The organism is Saccharopolyspora sp. NPDC045839 (genome assembly GCF_056431645.1).
Map to the genome: position 1 here is coordinate 241,354 of NZ_JBWKKH010000010.1, position 20,467 is coordinate 261,820.

Sequence of the window (20,467 nt, forward strand, 5' to 3'; positions counted from 1 at the left end):
GGTTTTGGTGTTTTTTCAGGAGGGGGGGTGGGGTTTGGTGTGGGGGGGGTTTTTTTTGGGGGGGGGGGGCTGGGGTTTTTTGGGGGGGACAAAAAAAAAAAAAACCCCCCCGGCCCCGTGCTTGCGGAAACTCCGGAACTCGCGACAGCGTCAGTGCTCCGGCTGCTGCAGGAGAGCGTCGAGCTTCGCGGCGTCGTCCGTCTCCGCCGTGGGATCGGCCAGCACGGCGCCGCTGCTGAGCCCGGAGCCCTCCGGGGCGCGGGCCGGGTCCTCGCCGCGCTCCACGATGCGGTTGTCCGCGTCGACGAAGATCACCTTCGGCCGCACCGAACGCGCCTCCATCTCGTCCATCACCCCGTAAGAGATCAGGATGACGAGATCGCCGGGCTCGATCAGGTGCGCGGCCGCGCCGTTGATGCCGATCACCCCGGAGCCGCGCTCGCCGGTGATCACGTATGTCTCCAGCCGGGCGCCGTTGGTGACGTCGACGATCGCGACCTGCTCGCCTTCCAGCAGGTCCGCGGCGTCCATCAGGTCCGCGTCCACCGTCACCGAACCGACGTAGTGCAGGTCGGCCTGGGTCACCGTCGCACGGTGGATCTTGGACTTCAGCATGGTGCGGAACATCGCAGACCTCCTACTGCCGATACCGCGGCTTGCCGACGTATCTTGCGCGACACCCGATCGGGTCCGACGGGCGCCTTCCCCGACTCACGACCGCTCCGGCACCCCGGGGCTGCCCAGCAGCACCAGCGCGTTGTCGAGCAGCCTGGTCGAGCCGACCTTGGCCGCCACCAGCAGCCGCGCCTCGCCCTCGGCCGGGACGGGGCCCAGCTCGGTGTCGCGCAGCTCCAGGTAGTCGACCGCCACCGATGGCTCGGTGGCCAGCACCGCACCGGCGGCTTCGAGCACCGCGTCCGCGCCGGCCGCACCCGCGTGCGCCCCGGCCGTCAGCGCCGCCGAGAGCACCAGCGCCGCTTCGCGCTGCTCGGCGGTGAGGTAGGCGTTGCGGGAGGACAGCGCCAGGCCGTCAGCTTCCCGCACGGTGGGGATGCCCTGGATCCGGGCGTCCAGGTTCAGCTCCCGCGCCATCCGCCGGATCAGCACGAGCTGCTGGTAGTCCTTCTCGCCGAAGAAGGCCAGGTCCGGGCGCACGATGTTGAGCAGCTTCAGCACCACGGTGAGCATCCCGTCGAAGTGCCCCTGGCGGGAGGCGCCCTCCAGCTGCTCGCCCAGCGGTCCGGAGTGGACGGTGATCTGCGGGTCGGTGCCGTACATCGCCTCGACCGACGGCGCGAAGACCAGCTCCGCCCCCGCCTCCCGGCACGCAGCCAGGTCGGTCTCGAAGCTGCGCGGGTAGCGGTCGAAGTCCTCGTTCGGCCCGAACTGCAGCGGGTTGACGAAGATCGACACCACGGTCACGGCGTTGATGTCCTGCCGGGCCCGGCGGATCAGCTCCAGGTGGCCGCGGTGCAGCGCGCCCATGGTCGGCACCAGGTGGATCTTGCGGCCGGTGGCCCGCAGGGCGCGGGTGACCCCGGCCAGCTCGGCGGGATCGCGGTGCACGGTCAGCTCGCCTCGCGCGAAACCCGGGCTTTCACTCATGACGACTCCAGTGCTCATGACGGCTCCTCGCCCAACGCCTCGTGGACCGCTTCGGCTCCGTCGGCGCGCAGGATTCCGGCGTCCTCGGCGCGCTCCGCGGTCCGCTTCGCCAGCTCGCGGTAGCTGGGCACGACCTCGGGGTTCGCGCCGGAGAGCGCCGCGAGGTGGGCCCGGACCGTGCCGGCGTCGCCGCGCATCACCGGGCCAGTGATGGCGCGGTCGCCGAGGCGCAGCGCGTTGTCCAGCGAAGCGGACAGGATCGGCGCCATGACCCGCTCCGGGACCTCGATGCCCGCGCCGCGCAACAGCTCGGCGCACTCGTTGACCAGCGTGATCAGGTGGTTGGCACCGTGCGAGAGCGCGGCGTGGTAGAGGCCGCGGGACTCCTCCGGGACCCGCACCGGCTCCATCCCGAGCTCCAGCGCCAGCGCCTCCGCGACGTGCCAGCCGGCATCGTCCGCAGTGGACGCGGTGACGGCCATGCAGGCGGTGGCGAGGCGTTCGACGTCTTCCGCGCGGCCGGTGAAGGTCATCGCCGGGTGCAGCGCAAGGGGAAGCAAGCCGATATCGGTGGCCGCGGCGAGGACGTCCACGCCGTGCGCGCCGGAGGTGTGCACGAGGATCTGCCCGCCGCGCAGCGAATCGGTGGCGACCAGGCCGCGGACCAGCCCGGCGATCGCGTCGTCCGGCACGGCCAGCAACACCAGGTCGGCCTGCCTGGCGACCTCGTCGGGCGGCAGCACGGCGACCCCGGGGAGCAGCTCCTCGGCCCGGCGCAGCGAAGCCTCGGACACCGCGGAAACCGCGGAAACCTGATGACCCGCGCGCCGCAGCGCGGCGCCCAGCACGGCGCCCACCCGACCGGCGGAGATGATTCCGACCCGCAGCCGAGGGCCCGTGCGACCAGCAGCAATCGCCACGTCGTCCTCCAATACCGTTCCAGTCCCAACCACCGGGTACCGGACAGCAGCGCGAGAGTAGCCCGCGAATCCCGCCGCCGTGCCCATCAGGTGGCGAGGACCACGCAATCCGGTCCGGCCACCCACCCCAGCCCGGCAGTCTCCAGGCCCGCAACCCCAACGAACTCACGGGGCCCCACTCCCACCGGAACCCGGGGCCGGTTCCCACCGGAACCCGAGAGCCCCGCTCCCACCAGAACCCGAGGCCGGTTCCCACCGGAACCCGAGGCCCAGTTCCCACCGGAACCCGAGAGCCCCGCTCCCACCAGAACCCGAGGCCGGTTCCCACCGGAACCCGAGGCCCAGTTCCCACCGGAACCCGAGAGCCCCGCTCCCACCAGAACCCGAGGCTCACTTCCCGGAACCCAGGGCTCGGCCACCAGGGAACCCAGGGCTCGGCCACCAGAGAATCCGGGTCCAGTTTCAATTGAAACTGAACCCAGGTTTCAGTTGAAACTGGACCGAGGTTGTCCACATCCCTCCGGTGTGTCGGGCCCCGACACGCCGGAGATCCGCAATTTCAATGGAAATCGAAGGTCCGATTTCCATTGAAATTGCGGTCCGTCACCCGGACTGCGGTCCGTCACCTGAGTCGGGGTCGGTCGCGGTCAGTCGCGGGAGCGCTGGATCGGGGGCTTCGGGCGGTTGCCGGGGTACGGCGGGCGCTTGAGGTTGTGCTGGGTGAGCTCGTTGATCTTGATGCGCGCCGTCTGGATCGCCTGCTGGGTGCCCGCCGCCGACCGCCGGGCCTGCTTCAGGTCCGCGATCAGCTTCTCCCGCCGCGCCCGGCGCGCCGCGCTGGTGGTCCGGCCCTGCTCCGCCCGGTGCTGCAGGAACGCCAGCTCGGTCACCGCGATCTGGTAGTCCCGCACCGCCTTCGCCGCCTCGTGCCCGGCGCTGCGCCGCACCTTGCGCAGCCAGCCTCGACGACCCGCGAGCGTCGCGAGCATCTCCATCTCGCTGCGCACGATCAGCCCGGCCCGCTCCAGCACCGGCAGCTGCTGGATGACGATCCGCTGCTCCCGCTTGCGCTGCCACACCACCAGCCAGAAGGTGCCCAGGAAGATCGGCACCATGATCAGGAAGTAGACGTTCAGGAACTCCGCGCCGCCGAACAGCGTGGACGCGTTCCACACCGCGTGCAGCAGCACCGCACCGGCGAAGCCGAGCACCAGGTACAGCACCCGGATCCGCTTCCGGTCGGTGCGCGAGGCCAGCCCGATGCCGATGCCGAACATCGCGCTGAACAGCGGGTGCGAGAACGGCGCGAGGACGCCGCGCACGATGAACAGCGCCACGACACCGCCGCTGACGCCGCCGAGCCCACCGGCCACGAACGCCTTGCCGAAGTACAGGATGTTCTCGGTGAAGGCGAAGCCCGCAGCGGTCAGCGCCGCGTACACGATGCCGTCGACCAGCCCGTTGAACTCCGACCGGCGGCGGAACCACAGCGCCACCACGAACAGCGCCTTCGCCGCCTCCTCGACCAGCGGACCCATCACGGCCGTGGCGAAGAACCGGTCGCCGCCCGCGCCGAACACGACGTTGCCGAGCCCCATCATCGCGTCGTTGAGCAGCAGCGAGCACGCGGTCGCCCCGCCTGCGCCCCACAGGAACGCGCCGAGCAGCAGCATCGGCGGCTCCGGCTCCCAGCGGTCGATCCAGATGATCGCGGCGAACACCACGCCCACCGGGAGCAACGCGGCCACCGCTCCGACGAGCGCCGCCGCCACGCCGACCCTCGAGGTGGTGACGCCGACCATCACCAGCCCGCAGATTCCGAGCACGATCAGGCCGGCGACGGGCCATCCGACGGCGTGGTTCTTGCGGGACTGCAGCCTGCGCGCGCCGGAAAGATCGGCGGGCTGCCTCCGAAGGTCAGGACTCGACACGGACAAAACCCTAGAGAACGGCCTCAGGGCATGCCCGGATAGTCACCTTCTCAGGCGCGTCGGCGGCGCCGGCGCTGCGTGTCGGAGGGCCCGCCGTACGCGGCGAGCAGGTCGTTCACCGAGGTCCCCTCGGCGTGCGCGCCCGCCGGGTCCGGCTCCGGCGGCGGTGCGGCGGCGGCCGGTTCGGGCTTGGGCTTGGGCTTAGGCGGCGGCTCCGGCCGCTCGTACTGCGCCCGGTCGGGCCGCCGGGCCGCGGCCTGGCGGGCCGGATGGGCCTGCGTCGGCTGCTGCTTCGGCCGCTGGCGCGGCTTGGGCCGCCGCTCCGGTTGCTCCCCGGCCAGCTTCGTGATCAGTTCGGTGTTGGGCTGGACGACGTTCGGCGGCGGCTGCGGTGGTGGCGGCGGCGCGGCGGGCAGTTCGCGCCCGGCCGGCGGCTGCACGAGCTGCCCCTCGACCTTGCCACGTTCGGGCAGCGAGCGGACCCGGGTGGACTCGGCGCGCAGGGCGACCCGTTCGAACAGCACGTCGCCGCCGAGCACCTGCTCCAGGCTCTCGCGCAGCCTGCGCAGCTCGGCCTGCAGCTCCTTGATCTCGCCTTCGGACTCCTCGGCCGCCTGCCGGCGCGCTTCGGCCTCCGCCTCCAGCTCGAACTCGTGCCGGGCCGCGATCTCCCGCTCCAGTTCGAGTTCGTAGATCCGCTGCCGGTCCGCGACGAGCTCCTCGCCCTGCACCACCCGGTGCCGCAATTTGGCGACCGCGAACGCGCCGATCAGCGCCGACCACAGCGCGGCGACCAATCCGAGCCGCAGGTAGCGGACGTCGTTGCTGACCACCAGCACCGCCGTGGCGGCCGCGGCGAGCACCAGCGCTCCGACCCACAGGGCCGTCGATCGCCCCTTGCTGGATTCGGTTTCGGTGCCGCCGCGTTCGGACATGCCCACCACGGTACCGGGCGGTTATCAGTTCGAGACCTCAAGGCGAGCGACCCGGCTCCACTTTGGTCGGCGTGGCGCAGCCAACCGCCCGCCGAACGGCCGAGCGACGTCACTCGTCTTCGTAGGGTTCTTCCGGCTCATCGGGATTGCGCAAGCAGTTCTCCAACCAGAGCCCGGCGGCGATCAGCGCGCCGGCGCTGATCAACCCGACCACCGCGGAGGCCGTGTCGGCCCGGGCGGCCTCGACCCTGCCGTACAGCGGCAGCAGGTAGGCGATCAGCCCGATCCACACGCCGGCCATGATCGCGCCGGCCAGCGACGACGCCTTGGCCAGCGCCACGGCGCGCGCGGCGGTCAGCCCGTCGACCGGTTCGGTGCCGGGCTTGCGCTGCACCCGCGGCCGCATGTTCAGCGCCAGCAGCACGTCGACGAGCGCGATCAGCAGCAGCGTCGCCCCGGCCAGCGCCGGCAGCTGCGGCAGCTCGCCGTACAGCAGCCGGGTGAGCAGGTAGACCACGACTGCCGCCGCCAGCCCGCCCGCGATGAGGTGCCGGGGCTTGGTGAAGGTCAAGTGCTCTGCCTGTCGCGGTGCCACGGTTCCAGCATGGCACCTCACGGCACCGGCACCATCCGCGGGCGAAAATCATCTTGAGTCTCCCCTGATTGGAGGGTCCAAGGTGAATCTCGTGGACGACACCGCGCTCTACACGATCGGCGAGCTGGCCCGGCGCACCGGGCTGAGCGTGAAAACGATCCGGTTCTACTCCGACAGCGGTGTGGTGCCGCCCACCGACCGAACCGCGGCGGGCTACCGGCGTTACGACGTGACGGCCATCAGCCAGCTGGAACTGGTGCGCACCCTGCGCGAACTGGGCGCCGGGCTGGACGAGGTGCGGCGGGTGCTCGCCCGCGAGACCACGCTCTCGCACCTGGCCCGGACGCATCTGGAGCTGCTGGAGGAGCAGATGCGCCTGCTGCAGACTCGGCGCGCGGTGCTGCGGGCGGTCGTGAAGCTGGACCGTTCGACCGAGGAGGTAAGACTCATGCACAAGCTGGCGCAGATGTCCGACGAGGAGCGCGACCGGCTGATCGACGAGTTCTGGGACGAGGTCAGCGCCGACCTCAACATGACGCCGGGGTTCACCGAGTGGATGCGTTCGGCCAAGCCGAACCTGCCGGAGGACCCGACGGCGGAGCAGCTGGAGGCCTGGATCGAGCTGGCGGAACTGGTGCGGGACACCGATTTCCGGCGCGCGGTGCGGGCGCTCTCCCAGGAGCACTCGGACCGCCGCGACGCGGGCGAGTCGATGGCGGTGGCGAACCCCGAGGACGCGCGGAAGTGGTGGGCGATCACCGACGAGGCGCGGGTGTCGGTCGAGGCGGGCACGCCGCCGGAGAGCGCCGAAGCGCAGGCACTGGTCGAGCGGATGGTGGCGATGGCCGCCGTGGAGTGGGACCGGCCCGACTCCGCCGAGTTGCGCCACGAGCTGGCGGAGCACTACGACAACGACACGGACGAGCGGATGTCGCGCTACTGGGAACTGCTGGCGATCATCAACGGCTGGCCGGCGCACCCGGTGACGGCGGCCAGCACCCGCTGGCTGGCCGCGGCCATCCGCGCGTCGATCAAGTAAGCGGTCGCGCGAGCGCCTTCCGTTGTCCCAGAGGCCATTCGGAGACTCGCGGGCGGCGATTTCGCACAAAATCGCCGTTCGCCACGCCTGGCAGATGGCGATTTCGCGCGAAATCGCCATCCAGTCATCGGGCAGAGCTCGACCGCGGGGACTGATCGTCCTCAGTGGAGTTTCAGATCGGCGCGGAGGTGGACGTCGGCGATCTCGTTGGCGGGCAAGGCATCCAGCAGATCGGCGACGCGGCCGTGCCCGGGCAGCTCGGCGCCCGGCTCGATCGCCAGCCACGGGATCAGCACCGTGGCCCGGCTCGGCGTGCCGGGGTGCGGCAGCAGCAGCTCCGGGTCGTCGCTGCGGACACCGTCCACTGTGACCACATCGACGTCCAGGGTCCGCGGGCCCCACCGCTGTTCGCGGCGGCGCTCCGCCTCCTGCTCCAGCGCCTGTCCCCGGCGCAGCCAGCCCCACTCGTCGAGCTCGGGAGACTCCACGATGAGCACCGCGTTGAGGAAGTCCGGCTGGTCGGTGACGCCCCACGGCGCCGTCTCGTACACCGGGGACGCCGCGACCAGCACGTCCGACAGGCCGTCGACGGCGAGCCGGAGGTACGCCAACCGGTCGCCGAGGTTGGACCCCAGCGAAAGCACCGCCCTGCTCATCGCACCCTCCCGAACTCGCACGGCCCCGAAGGGGACGTCCGATTTTGCCTAAAATTGGGAACTTCCACCCACGATCGCGCGGCGCCCCGGCAACCGGGATTTTCGATTTTGCCTAAAATTGGGAACTTCCGACCGCAACCGCGCGGCATCCCGGGGGGTTTTCGATTTTGCCTAAAATTGGGCGTCTCACGCCGGGACGACGCTGCCGCGACCGCCTCGGCGGGAACGGCGGATCGTCACCGCCACGTCCCCGAAGGTCAGCGGGATCGGCGCGCTCGGCTTGTGGATCGTGACCTCGGCGGCGTGCACCCGCTCGTCGGTCATGACATCGTCCGCGATCTCGCCCGCCACGCTCTCGATCAGGTCCCGCGACGGCCCGGCGACGATCGCCGCCGCCCGCTCGGCGAGCTCGCCGTAGTGCAGCGTCTTCTGCAGGTCGTCGCTGGCGGCGGCCTCGCCCAGGTCGATCCACACCGTGATGTCGACGAAGAAGTCCTGGCCGTCGCGCTTCTCGTGGTCGAAGACGCCGTGGTTGCCGCGAACCTTCAGACCCGTCAACGTGATCCGGTCAGCCACCGAGTTCCCCTCCGCTGCGCCACGCCGCGGTCACCGCGACCGCGTCCAACGACTGCAAGACGTCGTGCACCCGCACGCCCCAGGCGCCGTGATCCGCCGCCAACGCCGACACCACGGCCGTCGCCGTCTCCCGCCCGGCGGGCGGCCGCGGCTTGCCGTCCGCGTCGGCGAGCAGCCGGCCGAGGAACCGCTTGCGCGAGGCCCCGACCAGCACCGGGAAGCCGAGGCCGACGAAGACGTCGAGCCGCTGCAACAACTGCCAGTCGTGCGCGCCGGTCTTGGCGAACCCGAGCCCCGGGTCCAGCACGATCGCGTCCTCGGCCACGCCGGCGGCCAACGCCACGTCGACCTGCCGCAGCAGCTCGGCGCGCACCTCCGCGACGACGTCGTCGTAGACCGCGAGGCTGTTCATGTCCTTGCTGTGGCCGCGCCAGTGCATCAGCACCCACGGGAGCCCGGTGTCCGCGGCGACGTGCGCCATTTCCGGGTCAGCCAGCCCGCCCGACACGTCGTTGATCACCGCCGCGCCGGCCTCCGCCGTCACCGCTGCGACCTTGGCACGGGTCGTGTCCACGCTCACCGGAACCCCGGACGCGACCAGCTCCCGCACGACCGGCAGCACGCGCTCGATCTCAGTGGCGGCGTCGACGCGCTGCGAACCCGGCCGCGTCGACTCGCCGCCGACGTCGATGATGTCCGCGCCCAGCCGGTGCATCTCGACGCCGTGCGCGACGGCCGCCGCGCGATCCAGGTAGCGCCCGCCGTCGGAGAACGAATCCGGCGTCACGTTGAGCACGCCCATCACCGCGCAGCGCTGCGGATGGGGCAGCAGCGAATGCATCAGCGTCCCCTGATCAGCGACAGCGCCTCGGAACGCGAGGACGCCGAGCTGCGGAAGATGCCGCGCACGGCGGACGTGGTGGTCGTCGAGCCCGCCTTGCGGACGCCGCGCATGCCCATGCACAGGTGCTCGGCGTCGATCACCACGATCACCCCGCGCGGGTCCAGCCGGCGCACCAGGGCGTCCGCGACCTGCGAGGTGAGCCGCTCCTGCACCTGCGGACGCTTGGCGTAGAGGTCGACCAGCCTGGCCAGCTTGGACAGCCCGGTGACCCGGCCCTGCTCGTTCGGGATGTAGCCGACGTGCGCGTTGCCGTGGAACGGCAGCAGGTGGTGCTCGCACTGCGAGTAGACCGGGATGTCGCGGACGAGGACCAGTTCCTCGTGCGCCTCGTCGAAGGTCCGGTCCAGGACCTCGTCGGGATTCGTGTACAGGCCCGCGAACAGCTCGCGATAGGCGCGGGCGACGCGGGCCGGGGTGTCCCGCAGGCCCTCTCGGTCCGGGTCTTCGCCCGCCGCGATCAGCAGTTCCCGGACGGCCGCTTCAGCGCGGGCGTGGTCGAACTGGGGGATGTGGAAAGAGCCGTCGGGACGGAAGTCGCCTTCCGCCCCGATCGGCTCGTCGACCGTGCTGGTCAATTGTCTTTCCTCCACCGGCTGAGGCGCCCGGAGGCGCCGAGTGCACCGGAGTGTTCAGCGGCTGGTGTTGCCGCTGCCGTTGTCCTGAGCCTGGTCCTGGCTCGGCTCGGGGTTGGACCGCTGGTCGTCCGCCTTCGGCTCACCCGGCTGCGGCGCAGGGTGCTCGGCCGGGGTCTGCTGGCCGCGCTCCCAGGACGGCGTCCAGTTGTACTGGCCGCCACCGCCACCCGGGTAGCTCGAACCGGACGGCGTGGTCGCCGGGGTCCACCCGGGCGGCGCGCCGTAGTTCGGCGGCACCGCCTGCGGCACCTGCCCGTGCTGGCCCTGCTGCTGCGGCTGGCCCTGGTTCGGGTTCTGGAACTGCACCGTGCCCTGGTGCGCACCGGCACCGGCACCGGCCGGGGTCGGCTGCTCGTGGTGCGGCGGGGCGCCGTTCTGACCGGCCGGCGAGGGCGCCGGAGCCGGCTCCGGCTCCTCCTTGACCGGGGGCCACGGCTCGCCGCGCTCCTTGGCCAGCTCGCCCCGCGTCTTGATCGGCGGCTTGTCCGACGGCGTCCGACCACCGAAGTCGTTGAACGCGGTGATGCGGGGCCGCTTCTCCACCCGGGCGAAGATCCGCTCCAGGTCCTTGCGGACGAGCGTCTCCTTGTCGATCAGCTCCAGCACCAGGTCGTCGAGGACGTCGCGGTAGGTGTTCAGGATCTCCCACGCCTCGGTGTGCGCGGCCTCGATCAGCCGGCGCACCTCCTCGTCGATCTCGTGCGCGACCTCCAGCGAGTAGTTCGGCTGCTGACCGGCGGTGCGGCCGAGGAAGGGGTCACCCTCTTCCTTGCCGTACTTGACCGCGCCCAGCCGGGCCGTCATGCCGTACTCGGTGACCATCGCGCGGGCGATCTTGGTCGCCTGCTCGATGTCGCTGGAGGCGCCGGTGGTCGGCTCGTGGAAGACGAGCTCCTCGGCGGAGCGGCCGCCGAGCGCGAACACCAGGCGGGCGATCATCTCCGAGCGGGTCATCATGTCCTTGTCGTCCTCGGGGACGACTAGGGCGTGCCCGCCGGTGCGACCGCGCGGCAGGATCGTCAGCTTGTACACCGGCTCCAGGTCGGGCATCGCCCAGGCGGCCAGTGCGTGCCCGCCCTCGTGGTAGGCGGTGATCTTCTTGTCGCGCTCCGAGATGATCTTGCTCTTCCGGCGCGGGCCGCCGATCACGCGGTCCACCGCTTCTTCCAGCGCGGCGGCGGTGATCAGCTGGCCGTTCTCGCGGGCGGTGAGCAGCGCGGCCTCGTTGACCACGTTCTCCAGGTCCGCGCCGGAGAACCCGACGGTGCGCTTGGCGAGGCTGTCCAGGTCGGCGTCCTGCGCCAGCGGCTTGCCCTTGGAGTGCACGCCCAGGATCGCGCGGCGGCCGCGCATGTCCGGCGCGGACACCGGGATCTGCCGGTCGAACCGGCCCGGGCGCAGCAGCGCCGGGTCCAGGATGTCCGGCCGGTTGGTCGCGGCGATCAGGATGATGCCACCGCGCGAGTCGAAGCCGTCCATCTCGACCAGCAGCTGGTTGAGGGTCTGCTCGCGCTCGTCGTGCCCACCGCCGAGGCCGGCGCCGCGCTGGCGGCCGACCGCGTCGATCTCGTCGACGAAGATGATGCACGGCGCGTTCTGCTTGGCCTGCTCGAACAGGTCGCGGACGCGGGAGGCACCGACACCGACGAACATCTCGACGAAGTCGGAACCGGAGATCGAGTAGAACGGCACGCCGGCCTCACCGGCGACGGCTCGCGCGAGCAGCGTCTTACCGGTGCCGGGCGGGCCGTAGAGCAGGACGCCCTTCGGGATCTTGGCGCCGAGGGCCTGGTAGCGGCCGGGGTTCTGCAGGAAGTCCTTGATCTCGTGCAGTTCCTCGACGGCTTCGTCGGCACCCGCGACGTCGTTGAACATCGTCTTGGGCATGTCCTTGGTGAGCTGCTTGGCCTTGGACTTGCCGAAGTTCAGGACGCGGTTCCCGCCGCCCTGGACGTTGTTCATCATCCACATCAGCAGCAGCACGAGCAGGCCGATCGGAACCAGGTAGAACAGCATCTGCACCCAGAGCGAGTCCTGGGTGACCTTGGTGTTCCAGACCGGCACGTGCGCGTTGCGGATCTCGGTGACCATCGTGTCGGTGGCACCGGCCGGGTACTGCGCGATCAGCTGGTTGCTGCCCTGGAAGTTCTGGCCGTCGTTAAGGGTCAGCCGGACCCGCTGCTCCTTGTCCTCGATGGTCGCTTCCTTGACCTTGCCCTGGGCGATCTGCTCCAGGGCCTGCGAGGTGGAGACTTCGCGGTAGGAGCGAGTCTCGTCGAAGAGCACGCTGAAGGCCCAGATCAGCAGAAACGCTGTCAGGATCCACAGCAGCGGGTTGCGGAGCAGGCGCTTTCGGTCCATTCACTTGCGGCCGGCGGGCGGCCTCGACCCTCCCTGACTGTCACTTCGGGCAAACGGCTGTCGACAGACACAATTCGCCATCGCCGTCAACCCCTTCAGACCAGCGTACCGGCCGATGCGAGGACACGACCATGTCGAGCTCGACGCAGGATGCCCAGCGTACTCGGCCACCCGACCGCAATGGGGCGGGAGGGCCGAACCGGACACGCCTGCCCGGCCACTCCCCAGGCTCACACCCCGGACGTGTAGACCTTCGGATCCAGCGTGCCGATGTAAGGCAGATCACGGTACCGCTCGGCGTAGTCCAGCCCGTACCCGACCACGAACTCGTTCGGGATGTCGAAGCCCACGTACTTCACCGGGACGTCCACCTGCACCGCGTCGGGCTTGCGCAGCAGGGTGCAGACCTCCAGCGACGCCGGGTTGCGCGAGCTCAGGTTCTTCAGCAGCCAGGACAGCGTCAGCCCGGAGTCGATGATGTCCTCGACGATCAGCACGTGCCGGCCCGCGATGTCCCGGTCGAGGTCCTTGAGGATGCGCACCACGCCGGACGAGGAGGTGGACGAGCCGTACGAGCTGACCGCCATGAACTCCAGCTGAGCGGGCTGGGGCAGCGCTCTCGCGAAGTCGGTCATGAACATCACCGCGCCCTTGAGCACGCCGACCAGCAGCAGATCACCACCAACGCGCTGGTAGTCGTCGTCCACCTGCTTGGCGAGCTCGGTGACCTTGTCGTTGATCTGCTGCTCGGAGATGAGCACAGAAGCAATGTCGCCGTCGTACACGGCCCGGCTTCCCCTCTTGTCGAATCGACGCGAACACCGGTCCTACGGCGCCGGTATCCCACCGCCCGAGCCGAACGCCTCGGCATCCCGTCAACCATCCGGCGGCTTGCGGCCCGCCGCTTCCACCAGAAGCGTGCCATGCGCCCGGCGCAGCACAAAGTCACCCGGCAAGGCCGGTCCGCCCTGACCCCGCCAATCCGCCACCAACGCGTCCGCGGCGCGCAGGTGCTCGTCGGTGATCTCCGGAACCCCGCGCGCCAGCAGCCACCCGCGCAACACCCGGCGCCGCAGCGAACCCGGAACTTCCCGCAACGCCAAGGCATCTAGCGCCCCGCCCGACTCGACGCGCCCGCGCACCCCGGCGGCCAACTCGTCCAACGCGTCGGCGTCCTCGCGCAGTTGCCGCGCGGTGCGCGCGAGCGCCTCGCGAACCCCGCCCTGCAACACATCTTCCAGCAGCGGAAGGACTTCTGTGCGCAACCGCACACGTGTGAAACGCGCATCCGAGTTGTGCGGGTCCAGCCACGGAACCAATCCGAGCGCCGCGCAAGCGGCCTCCGTCGTCGCCCGGCGAACGCCCAGGAACGGGCGCGCCCACGGCGGATCCAGCGGCCGCATCCCGGCGATCGACCGGGACCCCGAACCCCGCCCGAGCCCGAGCAGCACGGTTTCGGCCTGATCGTCGAGGGTGTGCCCGAGCAGCACGAGCGAACCCGGCGGACGCTCCGCGCGCAGCGCCGCGTAGCGCGCGCGCCGGGCAGCGGCCTCCAAACCACCACCACGCCCGACCTCGACCGCGATCACCCTGGCGGAACACCCCAGCTCGCGGAGCTGATCGGCGGCCCGGGCGGCGACACCGGCGGAGCCGGCCTGGAGCCCGTGATCCACCACCAAGCCATGCACCGCGACGCCCTCGCGGCGAGCGGCGTGCGACGCGGCAGCGGCGAGCGCCAGCGAGTCCGCGCCGCCGGAGCACGCGACCGCCAGCGGAGCGCCCCGGAACGGGGCCGCCTCGGCGGAGCCGAGGAGGCGCCGGACGGCGGAGCGGACGGCGCTGACGGCGGGATCGGGCGGCGGCACGGCGTCATTCTCTCGTGAGCGTTCGTTCCGGTAAGAACCGGAACTCGCACTCACGAGGTCCTGGGCAGGTCAGCCGTGGACGCGGCGGATCCAGGCCTCCGGGTCGACGATCTCGGCGCGGGTCGGCAGGGTCTCCGGGGACGTCCAGATCGCGTTGAAGTCGGCCATCCCGATCGCGTCCACGACGTGCCGGGTGAACGCCGCGCCCTGCGCGTACTGGCGGATCTTCGCGTCCACCCCGAGCAGGCTGCGCAGCACGCGGTCCAGCAGGCCGCCGCCCTTGCGCCGCTCGGTGAAGCGCTGGCGGATCGTCGCCACGCTCGGCACCACCCGCGGGCCCACCGCGTCCATCACGTGGTCGGCGTGGCCCTCCAGCAGCGTCGAAATCGCGATGATCCGGTCCAGCGCGGCCCGCTGGCTCGGCGTCTGCAGCAGCTCGATCACCCCGAGCATGCCCGGGCTGGAGTCGCCGCTGCTGGAGCGCGCCGAACGCGCCTCCCGCAGCACCGCGGGCAACCGGCCCAGCAGCTCGCCGGTGGTGCCCTCCATCTCGACCAGCAGCGTGCCCAGGCTCTCCGCGAAGTGCTCGCGCAGCCACGGCACCGCGTTGAACTGCAGCCGGTGCGTCGACTCGTGCAGGCACACCCACATCCGGAAGTCGTCGCCCGGCACGCCCAGCGACTTCTGCGCCGCGACGATGTTCGGCGCGACCAGCAGCAACCGGCCGCGCTGCCCGGCCACGCGGGATTCGCCGTACGGGTCGAACTGGCCGAGCACCTTGCCGCCGAGGTAGGCGAGCACGACTCCGGCCTGCACCCCCGCGCTGCGCGCACTGATGCCGCCGAGGAGGTCGTTGCCCCGCAGCACCTGTGAGTCCGCTGTGGACAGTGCGGCGTCGGTGAGCTCGGCGAGGCCGTCCGCCGCGCCGCGCACCCAGGCCGGCCGGTCGACGACGTCGCCCTCGGCGATCGGCAGGTCCAGGCCGAGGCCGGTCTGCTCGCGGACGTGCGATTCGGCTTCGACGCTGAACCGCCGCAGCGAGCGCACCGCCTGCTCTGCCTCGGACCGCGGCACCTCGGGGCCCGGCTTCATCAACCGGACCGCGGTGGCGACGGCGACGTTCCAGTCCAGCGCCCGATGCTCCCCGGCGGCGCCCCGGTCCTGCGGCGTGGGCAGGGTGGAAGGTCGGGCGTTCACACGACCGACCGTACCCGCTCGTCACCCCGGCAGGTACCTCACTTCCGGACCGTCGGCCGCCCGGCCGGGAGCCCGAGCTCCGCACCGTCTCCGACACCGAAGCTAACCTCCGCAATGCGGAACTCCGGTACCGCAGCACCCGATTTTTGCCTGCGGGGGTCGTTCCGGAAAGCCTCAGGGCCAAACCCGTCCCGAAGGTGCCCGGCGCCTGACGGGTTGGCGTTTTCGCGCGAAAACAGCGCCCCCCCCCCCCCCCCCCCAACACTTTTTCTCGAAAACAACGCCCCCCCCAACCCGCCGCTCAATCTCGCCCCTCCCTCCACCCCCCCCCCCTACCGCCCCCGCGTCCCCACACAAAAGCAACCCCCCCCCCCCCCCCGGCCCGCGCCGGTTTCGCGCGAAAACGGCGCCCAGCGCACCTGGCGGCCACGTCTCGCACGTGCCGGCACTCCGCTCTGAGCGGCCCCTGAAACCGGGCCGTCCCCGCGCCGCTAGCAGCCGCAGGTGCGCAGGGCTCCGGCCAGCTTGTCCAGGGCCGGGCGGGCCGCCGCCGAACTCGTTCCGTTGGAGACCAGCGCGAACACCAGCAGGCGCCCGTCCTCCGTCACCACCGTTCCGGCCAGGCTGTTCGCGCCGTCCAGGGTGCCGGTCTTCGCCCGCACCCAGCCCTGGCCCGCACCGTCCTGGTAGCGGCTGGCCAGGCTGCCGCTGCCGCCCGCGATCGGCATGCCGGGCAGCAGGGCCCGCAGCTTCGCGGCCTGCGGCGGCAGCCCGCCCTCCGGGCTCGCCGGGGCGGTCGCCGACGCCAAGAGCTCGGCGAGCAGTTTCGGCGTGACCCGGTCCTCCAGCGACAGCCCGCTGCCGTCGGCCATCGTCGATCCGCCCACGTCGAAGCCGTTCTGCCGGAGCACGTCGAGCACCGCCTTGGTGCCGCCGGCGAACGACGGCTCGTTCCCGGTGGCGATGGCGACCTCGCGGGTCAGCGCCTCGGCGAGCATGTTGTCCGAGCGCTGCAGCGTGGTTTCGACCATGTCCTGCACGGTCGCCGACTGCACCTGCCCGAGCACCTGCGCGTTCGGCGGCGCCGTGCCCTCCGACACGTACGCCAACCCGAGGCCCAGCCGGGTCGCCAGCTCCTGCGCGGTATGCAGCGCCGGGGTCTGCGAGCGCGGGCTGGTGTCCCGCGTCGGGTCGGCCCGGCCGCCGTCGAGCATCGCCGACTGCATCGGCGAGTAGAACCCGGCCGCCACGTCCTGCGGCAACCAGCCCTCGGCGACCTCCGGTCCGGTGTACCGGCTGGTGTCCACCTGCACGGACGACACGTTCCCGCCGGTCGCGGCCATGACCTGCGCCGCCAGGTCGTCGAGCCGCGGCGCGCCGTCGTACACCGACTCCTCGCCCGCCGGAAGCTGCGACAGCGTCGGGTCGCCGCCGCCGACCAGCACCACGCTGCCCGGCGTGCTGCCGCGAACGACCTTGGTGGTGAAGCGGTGCTGGTGGTCGAGCGCGAGCAGCGCCGCGCTGGTGGTCAGCAGCTTGCCGGTGGACGCGGGCATGAGCGCCTGGCCCTGGTTCTGCTGCCACAGCACCGAGCCGGTCTGGGCGTCGAGCACGACGCCGCCGAGCGTGCCCAGGGACTGGGTGTCGGAGAGCGGCCCCGCCAGCACCGAGCGGATGCCGGACTGCTGCGGCAGCGGCGCGTTCCGGTCGAGCGGCTTGATCGACGGGTCGAGCCGCACCGGTGCGGGCGGCTCCGCGATCTGCGTCTTCATCAGGGCGTCGACCAGCTGCGGGCCGAACGCGATGCCTGCCCCGAGCAGCACGACGACGGCCACGGCGACCGCGATCAGCGTCTTGCGCCGCCGCGGCGGCTCGGCCTTCGGCGGCTCCGCCCTCACCGGCGGCATGGGCGGCGCGGGCGGCGGGATCCGCTGCGGCTGCGCCCGCGAGCCGGGCAGGCCCGCGAAGTCCTCGGGGGCTGCCTGTTGCGGCGCGGCGAGACCGGCGAAGTCCGCAGGCGTTGCGGGCTGCGGCTCGATGCGCTGCGGCTGCGCCCGGGGCGGGGCCAGGCCCGCGAAGTCATCGGGCGACGCGGTCGGCCCGGGCGGCGGGAGCGACCGGCCGGAGGGCTTGGCGTGCGGCGCGGTCAGGCCCGCGAAGTCCGCCGCCGACGCGGCGCGCGGCGGCGGGCCGTCGAAGTCGGGCCGGGCGAACTGCTGCGTCTGCTCGGCGGGAGCGACCGGCGGCACGGCCTTGATCTGCTGCGTCGCGGGCCCCGGGTCGGCGGCGCGCAGCGCTTCGAGGTCCTTGAGATCGATCCGGGTGGTCTTCTCGGACTCGGTCTCGGCCGGGATCCTCGCGATCTGCTGCGTCGAATCGATGGGCGCGGACTGCTTGGGCGCGTCGATCCGCGGGATCTGCTGCGTCTCGTGGACCTGCGGCTGCCCGGCAAGACCGGCGGCCTCGACCCGGCTGATCTGCTGCGTCTGCTCGACGCCGCTGGGCGGCGATGCCGCCGGGATGCCGCTCGGCGGCGGTGTCGCGTCGGTGATCGGCGAGAACTGCTGGGTCTGCTCGACCGGCGCGACCGGCGGCTCGACGACCCGAGCTCTTTCTTCGGTGCCGGCCGCGCGCTCGGATTCCGGCTCGGCGGCGCCTTCGCCGGGCGAAGCCGGCTCGGCGGGCGAAGCCGGCTCGGCGGCGGCACCGGTCTCCGCCTCGGGCGTCGTCGCGGTTCCGGCATCCGCTTCGGCCTCGGCGGTCGCCGTGGTCTCCGCGTCGTCCGTTCCTGCTTCGGCCGTATCCGCTGCCGTGTCAGCGGCGACTTCGGCCTCGGTGGTGTCTGCCGACTCGGTGTCCTGAGCAGCCTCTTCGGACTCGCTCGCCGAGGACGACTCGGACTTGGTGTCGGCCTGCTCCGGGGCGGAGTCCGCAGTCGTCGCGGTAGCGGCCCCGGTGTCCGCGGATTCCGCCTCGGGCTCGGAGCCGCTCGGCTCGGCTTCCGCTTCTCCCTTGACCGGAGCACCGGATTCGGCGGGCGAGCCGGATTCAGCAGCGGCCCCCGACTCCCCTTCGGCACCGGTCGTCCCGCTCTCGGCTTCCGCTTCCGCAACGGGTTCGGCGTCAGCCTCACCCGATTCGGCCTCGTCGGATTCGGCCTCGACGGCCTCAGCCTCGCCAGATTCAGCCTCGCCAGATTCAGCCTCACCGGATTCAGCCTCGCCAGATTCGGCCTCGACGGATTCAGCCTCGGTCTCGGCTTCGGCCTCACCAGCGGATTCGGCTGCCTCGCCCGCATCCGCCGCCTCGTCGGATTCGGCAGCGGGTTCATCGCCCGCCGACTTCTCCGATTCGGCAGCAGGTTCGGCGTCAGCCGCAGGTTCGTCGGGTGCGGAGTCGGCTGCTGCTTCGGCGTCGGTGCTGGGGAAGGCCGGTTCGGCTTCGTCGCCGGACTCGGCGGCACCGGATTCCGCACCGGCGGCACCTTCCTCGGCCGCCGGCTCGGGCTTCGCTCCGGGCTCTGAGGCCGGATCCTCGGCGGCTTCCGCCTCGTCGTCGGTCTGCGCTGCCGAATCCGACGCGGGGTCCTCGCCGAGGCTTCCCGCGACGCGCTTCGTCGAGCTCGCAGCCTCTTTCGCCGCCCCGCCGGCCTCGGCGGTGATCGGCATGGCCTCCTGGACCGCGCCACCCTCGGTGGCCTGCGAAGACGCATCAGCGGCGGCGGTCTTCAGCCTCGCGGTCTGCGGCACGGCGGCCTCGTCGTCGTCCGACGCCTGGGCCTGCGAGTCGCTGTCCGGCTCTTCGCGATCGACGGTCTTCAACCGCGCCGTCTCCGCCTCCTGAGGAGCCTGCTCCTCGCTCCCGGCGGCGGTCTCCGGCTCTTCCGAAGGCTGCTCGTCGGCGACGGTCGACAGCCGCGCGGTGTCCGCCCCGGCGTCGTCCTCGTCAGGCTCTTCGAGGCTGCCCGCGACCCGCTTCGACGCGGTCGCCGACTGCTCGGCCGATGTGTCGTTGATCTCATCACCGGCGGATTCGCCGGAATGCTCGGAATCCGCGGCGTCCGAGGAGGTCACGGCCTCGGTCGCCGGGTTCGGGTCGTTCCGGGGCGGGGTGCTCTTCGACGGCTCCGCGTCGTCGGCGGGCCGGTCCGGCGGCGTGCCGTCCTGGGACGACGCAGCGGTTCGGGTCGGGCTCTCGCTATCCGGTGTTGACGCGCGGACGTCGGTTTCGGCCACCTCACCCCCGGTGTTCTGGGGTTCGGGCACGTGCTCCTCCTCGACGGATCGCCAGCCTGCCAGATTGCGAGCTCCCACACTGCGGTGGGGCCCGGTGCGCCACCGTGGTCCACACTAGACGTGGTCGCGCGCGCGAGCGGGCGGCCGCATCCGACGCAAGACGAGTGAGGAACCGCGTGGACTTCGACGTCACGATCGAGATCCCCAAGGGGAACCGGAACAAGTACGAGGTGGACCACGAGACCGGACGCATCCGTCTCGACCGGACGCTGTTCACCGCCACCCAGTACCCGGCGGACTACGGGTTCGTCGAGGACACCCTGGGTGAGGACGGCGACCCGCTGGACGCGCTGGTCCTGGTGCAGGAGCCCACGTTCCCCGGCTGCCTGATCAAGTCCCGCGCCATCGGCATGTTCCGGATGCGCGACGAGAAGGGCGGCGACGACAAGGTCATCTGCGTGCCCTCGGATGACCCGCGGCAGGAGCACCTGCGCGACATCCACCACCTCGCCGAGTTCTACAGGCTGGAGATCCAGCACTTCTTCGAGGTGTACAAGGACCTGGAGCCGGGCAAGAGCGTGGAGGGCGCGACGTGGGTCGGCCGCACCGAGGCCGAAGCGGAGATCAAGCGCTCGTACGAGCGAGCCAAGGAACAGGGGCACTGAACCACCGCCCCGCAGGAGGGCCCCCACCGCGCTGGATGCGGTGAGGGCCCTTCGCATTTTCGGGGTGGAACGTCTCCGCAAGTGATCGCCCGTGCGCGGTGGGACGCTATAGCACCCCACTGCACTCACGGGCCCTGACCAGCGACTCGGCAAACTTATCCACAGGCTTGTGGATAACAGGGTTTTCTGTGGATAAGTGCCCATCCTGTGGATAACTTGCGCAATTTCAATGGAAATCAGAGGTCCGATTTCCATTGAGCCTTTTTCATCCTGGTCTGTGCAGGTGAGGGGCCGGGTGGGCGTGTCGTTGCGGGGGAAATAGTGAAGCTCCTGGTAGATGGATCGTCG

The 20,467-nt window shown here is 71.3% G+C and carries 17 protein-coding genes; 2 read left to right on the top strand and 15 right to left on the bottom strand.

Features of this window, described 5'->3' with window-relative positions; translation table 11 throughout:
- Nucleotides 1–150 precede the first annotated feature (150 nt).
- The 6 genes from panD to AC07EQ_RS17330 form a co-directional block, all read right to left on the bottom strand.
- On the bottom strand, nucleotides 151–627 hold the full coding sequence (gene panD, locus AC07EQ_RS17305) for an aspartate 1-decarboxylase (protein WP_478388918.1): 477 nt from the start codon (nucleotides 625–627) through the stop codon (nucleotides 151–153).
- An 84-nt stretch (nucleotides 628–711) separates the two neighbouring features.
- Nucleotides 712–1,623, bottom strand: a complete 912-nt coding sequence (gene panC, locus AC07EQ_RS17310; RefSeq protein ID WP_235883517.1) for a pantoate--beta-alanine ligase — start codon at nucleotides 1,621–1,623, stop codon at nucleotides 712–714.
- Nucleotides 1,620–2,519, bottom strand: coding sequence for a Rossmann-like and DUF2520 domain-containing protein (locus AC07EQ_RS17315; RefSeq protein WP_478388936.1), 900 nt, complete (start codon nucleotides 2,517–2,519; stop codon nucleotides 1,620–1,622). The genes panC and AC07EQ_RS17315 overlap by 4 nt, the downstream gene beginning before the upstream one ends.
- 653 nt (nucleotides 2,520–3,172) lie before the next feature.
- On the bottom strand, nucleotides 3,173–4,456 hold the full coding sequence (locus tag AC07EQ_RS17320; RefSeq protein WP_478388919.1) for a PrsW family intramembrane metalloprotease: 1,284 nt from the start codon (nucleotides 4,454–4,456) through the stop codon (nucleotides 3,173–3,175).
- 50 nt (nucleotides 4,457–4,506) lie between these two features.
- Nucleotides 4,507–5,391 (bottom strand): DUF6779 domain-containing protein, encoded by an 885-nt coding sequence (locus AC07EQ_RS17325; protein ID WP_478388920.1) that lies wholly within the window; start codon nucleotides 5,389–5,391, stop codon nucleotides 4,507–4,509.
- Nucleotides 5,392–5,500: 109 nt separating this feature from the next.
- Nucleotides 5,501–5,986, bottom strand: a complete 486-nt coding sequence (locus AC07EQ_RS17330; protein WP_478388921.1) for a DUF3180 domain-containing protein — start codon at nucleotides 5,984–5,986, stop codon at nucleotides 5,501–5,503.
- A 91-nt stretch (nucleotides 5,987–6,077) separates the two neighbouring features.
- Between AC07EQ_RS17330 and AC07EQ_RS17335 the strand changes: the two genes are divergently transcribed.
- Nucleotides 6,078–7,025 carry a MerR family transcriptional regulator gene (locus AC07EQ_RS17335; RefSeq protein ID WP_478388937.1) on the top strand — a complete coding sequence of 316 codons (948 nt, stop codon included), beginning with the start codon at nucleotides 6,078–6,080 and terminating at the stop codon, nucleotides 7,023–7,025.
- 161 nt (nucleotides 7,026–7,186) lie between these two features.
- Here AC07EQ_RS17335 and folK read toward each other — a convergent pair whose 3' ends face one another.
- The 9 genes from folK to dacB all read right to left on the bottom strand — a co-directional run bounded on the left by folK (nucleotide 7,187) and on the right by dacB (nucleotide 19,484).
- The gene (gene folK, locus AC07EQ_RS17340) at nucleotides 7,187–7,681 is read right to left on the bottom strand and encodes a 2-amino-4-hydroxy-6-hydroxymethyldihydropteridine diphosphokinase (RefSeq protein WP_478388922.1); all 495 of its coding nucleotides are present in this window, start codon (nucleotides 7,679–7,681) and stop codon (nucleotides 7,187–7,189) included.
- Between the two features lie 186 nt (nucleotides 7,682–7,867).
- Nucleotides 7,868–8,257: a dihydroneopterin aldolase gene (gene folB, locus AC07EQ_RS17345; RefSeq protein WP_132484506.1), complete on the bottom strand. Its 390-nt coding sequence runs from the start codon at nucleotides 8,255–8,257 to the stop codon at nucleotides 7,868–7,870.
- A complete protein-coding gene (folP, locus tag AC07EQ_RS17350) occupies nucleotides 8,250–9,098 on the bottom strand; it encodes a dihydropteroate synthase (RefSeq protein WP_478388923.1) in 849 nt (282 codons plus the stop codon). The genes folB and folP overlap by 8 nt, the downstream gene beginning before the upstream one ends.
- Complete coding sequence (gene folE, locus AC07EQ_RS17355) at nucleotides 9,098–9,712, bottom strand: GTP cyclohydrolase I FolE (RefSeq protein ID WP_478388938.1); 615 nt, start codon at nucleotides 9,710–9,712, stop codon at nucleotides 9,098–9,100. The genes folP and folE overlap by 1 nt, the downstream gene beginning before the upstream one ends.
- Before the next feature lie 78 nt (nucleotides 9,713–9,790).
- Nucleotides 9,791–12,157 (bottom strand): ATP-dependent zinc metalloprotease FtsH, encoded by a 2,367-nt coding sequence (gene ftsH / locus AC07EQ_RS17360; protein WP_478388924.1) that lies wholly within the window; start codon nucleotides 12,155–12,157, stop codon nucleotides 9,791–9,793.
- A 230-nt stretch (nucleotides 12,158–12,387) separates the two neighbouring features.
- Nucleotides 12,388–12,942, bottom strand: a complete 555-nt coding sequence (gene hpt, locus AC07EQ_RS17365) for a hypoxanthine phosphoribosyltransferase (RefSeq protein WP_478388925.1) — start codon at nucleotides 12,940–12,942, stop codon at nucleotides 12,388–12,390.
- A gap of 90 nt (nucleotides 12,943–13,032) precedes the next feature.
- Entirely contained in the window at nucleotides 13,033–14,022 is a 990-nt protein-coding gene (gene tilS, locus AC07EQ_RS17370) for a tRNA lysidine(34) synthetase TilS (protein WP_478388926.1), read from the bottom strand.
- A 69-nt stretch (nucleotides 14,023–14,091) separates the two neighbouring features.
- Entirely contained in the window at nucleotides 14,092–15,219 is a 1,128-nt protein-coding gene (locus AC07EQ_RS17375; protein ID WP_478388927.1) for a zinc-dependent metalloprotease, read from the bottom strand.
- Between the two features lie 491 nt (nucleotides 15,220–15,710).
- Nucleotides 15,711–19,484, bottom strand: coding sequence for a D-alanyl-D-alanine carboxypeptidase/D-alanyl-D-alanine endopeptidase (dacB, locus tag AC07EQ_RS17380; protein WP_478388928.1), 3,774 nt, complete (start codon nucleotides 19,482–19,484; stop codon nucleotides 15,711–15,713).
- A gap of 146 nt (nucleotides 19,485–19,630) precedes the next feature.
- Here dacB and AC07EQ_RS17385 point away from each other — a divergent pair, with 146 nt between their 5' ends.
- Nucleotides 19,631–20,119: an inorganic diphosphatase gene (locus AC07EQ_RS17385; RefSeq protein ID WP_010308085.1), complete on the top strand. Its 489-nt coding sequence runs from the start codon at nucleotides 19,631–19,633 to the stop codon at nucleotides 20,117–20,119.
- Nucleotides 20,120–20,467: the final 348 nt, after the last annotated feature.

Coding starts and splice junctions, on each gene's coding strand:
- folP (WP_478388923.1), bottom strand. CDS start 9,098: ATGCATTCGCTGCTGCCCCATCCGCAGCGCTGCGCGGTGATGGGCGTG.
- panC (WP_235883517.1), bottom strand. CDS start 1,623: ATGAGCACTGGAGTCGTCATGAGTGAAAGCCCGGGTTTCGCGCGAGGC.
- panD (WP_478388918.1), bottom strand. CDS start 627: ATGTTCCGCACCATGCTGAAGTCCAAGATCCACCGTGCGACGGTGACC.
- AC07EQ_RS17325 (WP_478388920.1), bottom strand. CDS start 5,391: ATGTCCGAACGCGGCGGCACCGAAACCGAATCCAGCAAGGGGCGATCG.
- ftsH (WP_478388924.1), bottom strand. CDS start 12,157: ATGGACCGAAAGCGCCTGCTCCGCAACCCGCTGCTGTGGATCCTGACA.
- folK (WP_478388922.1), bottom strand. CDS start 7,681: ATGAGCAGGGCGGTGCTTTCGCTGGGGTCCAACCTCGGCGACCGGTTG.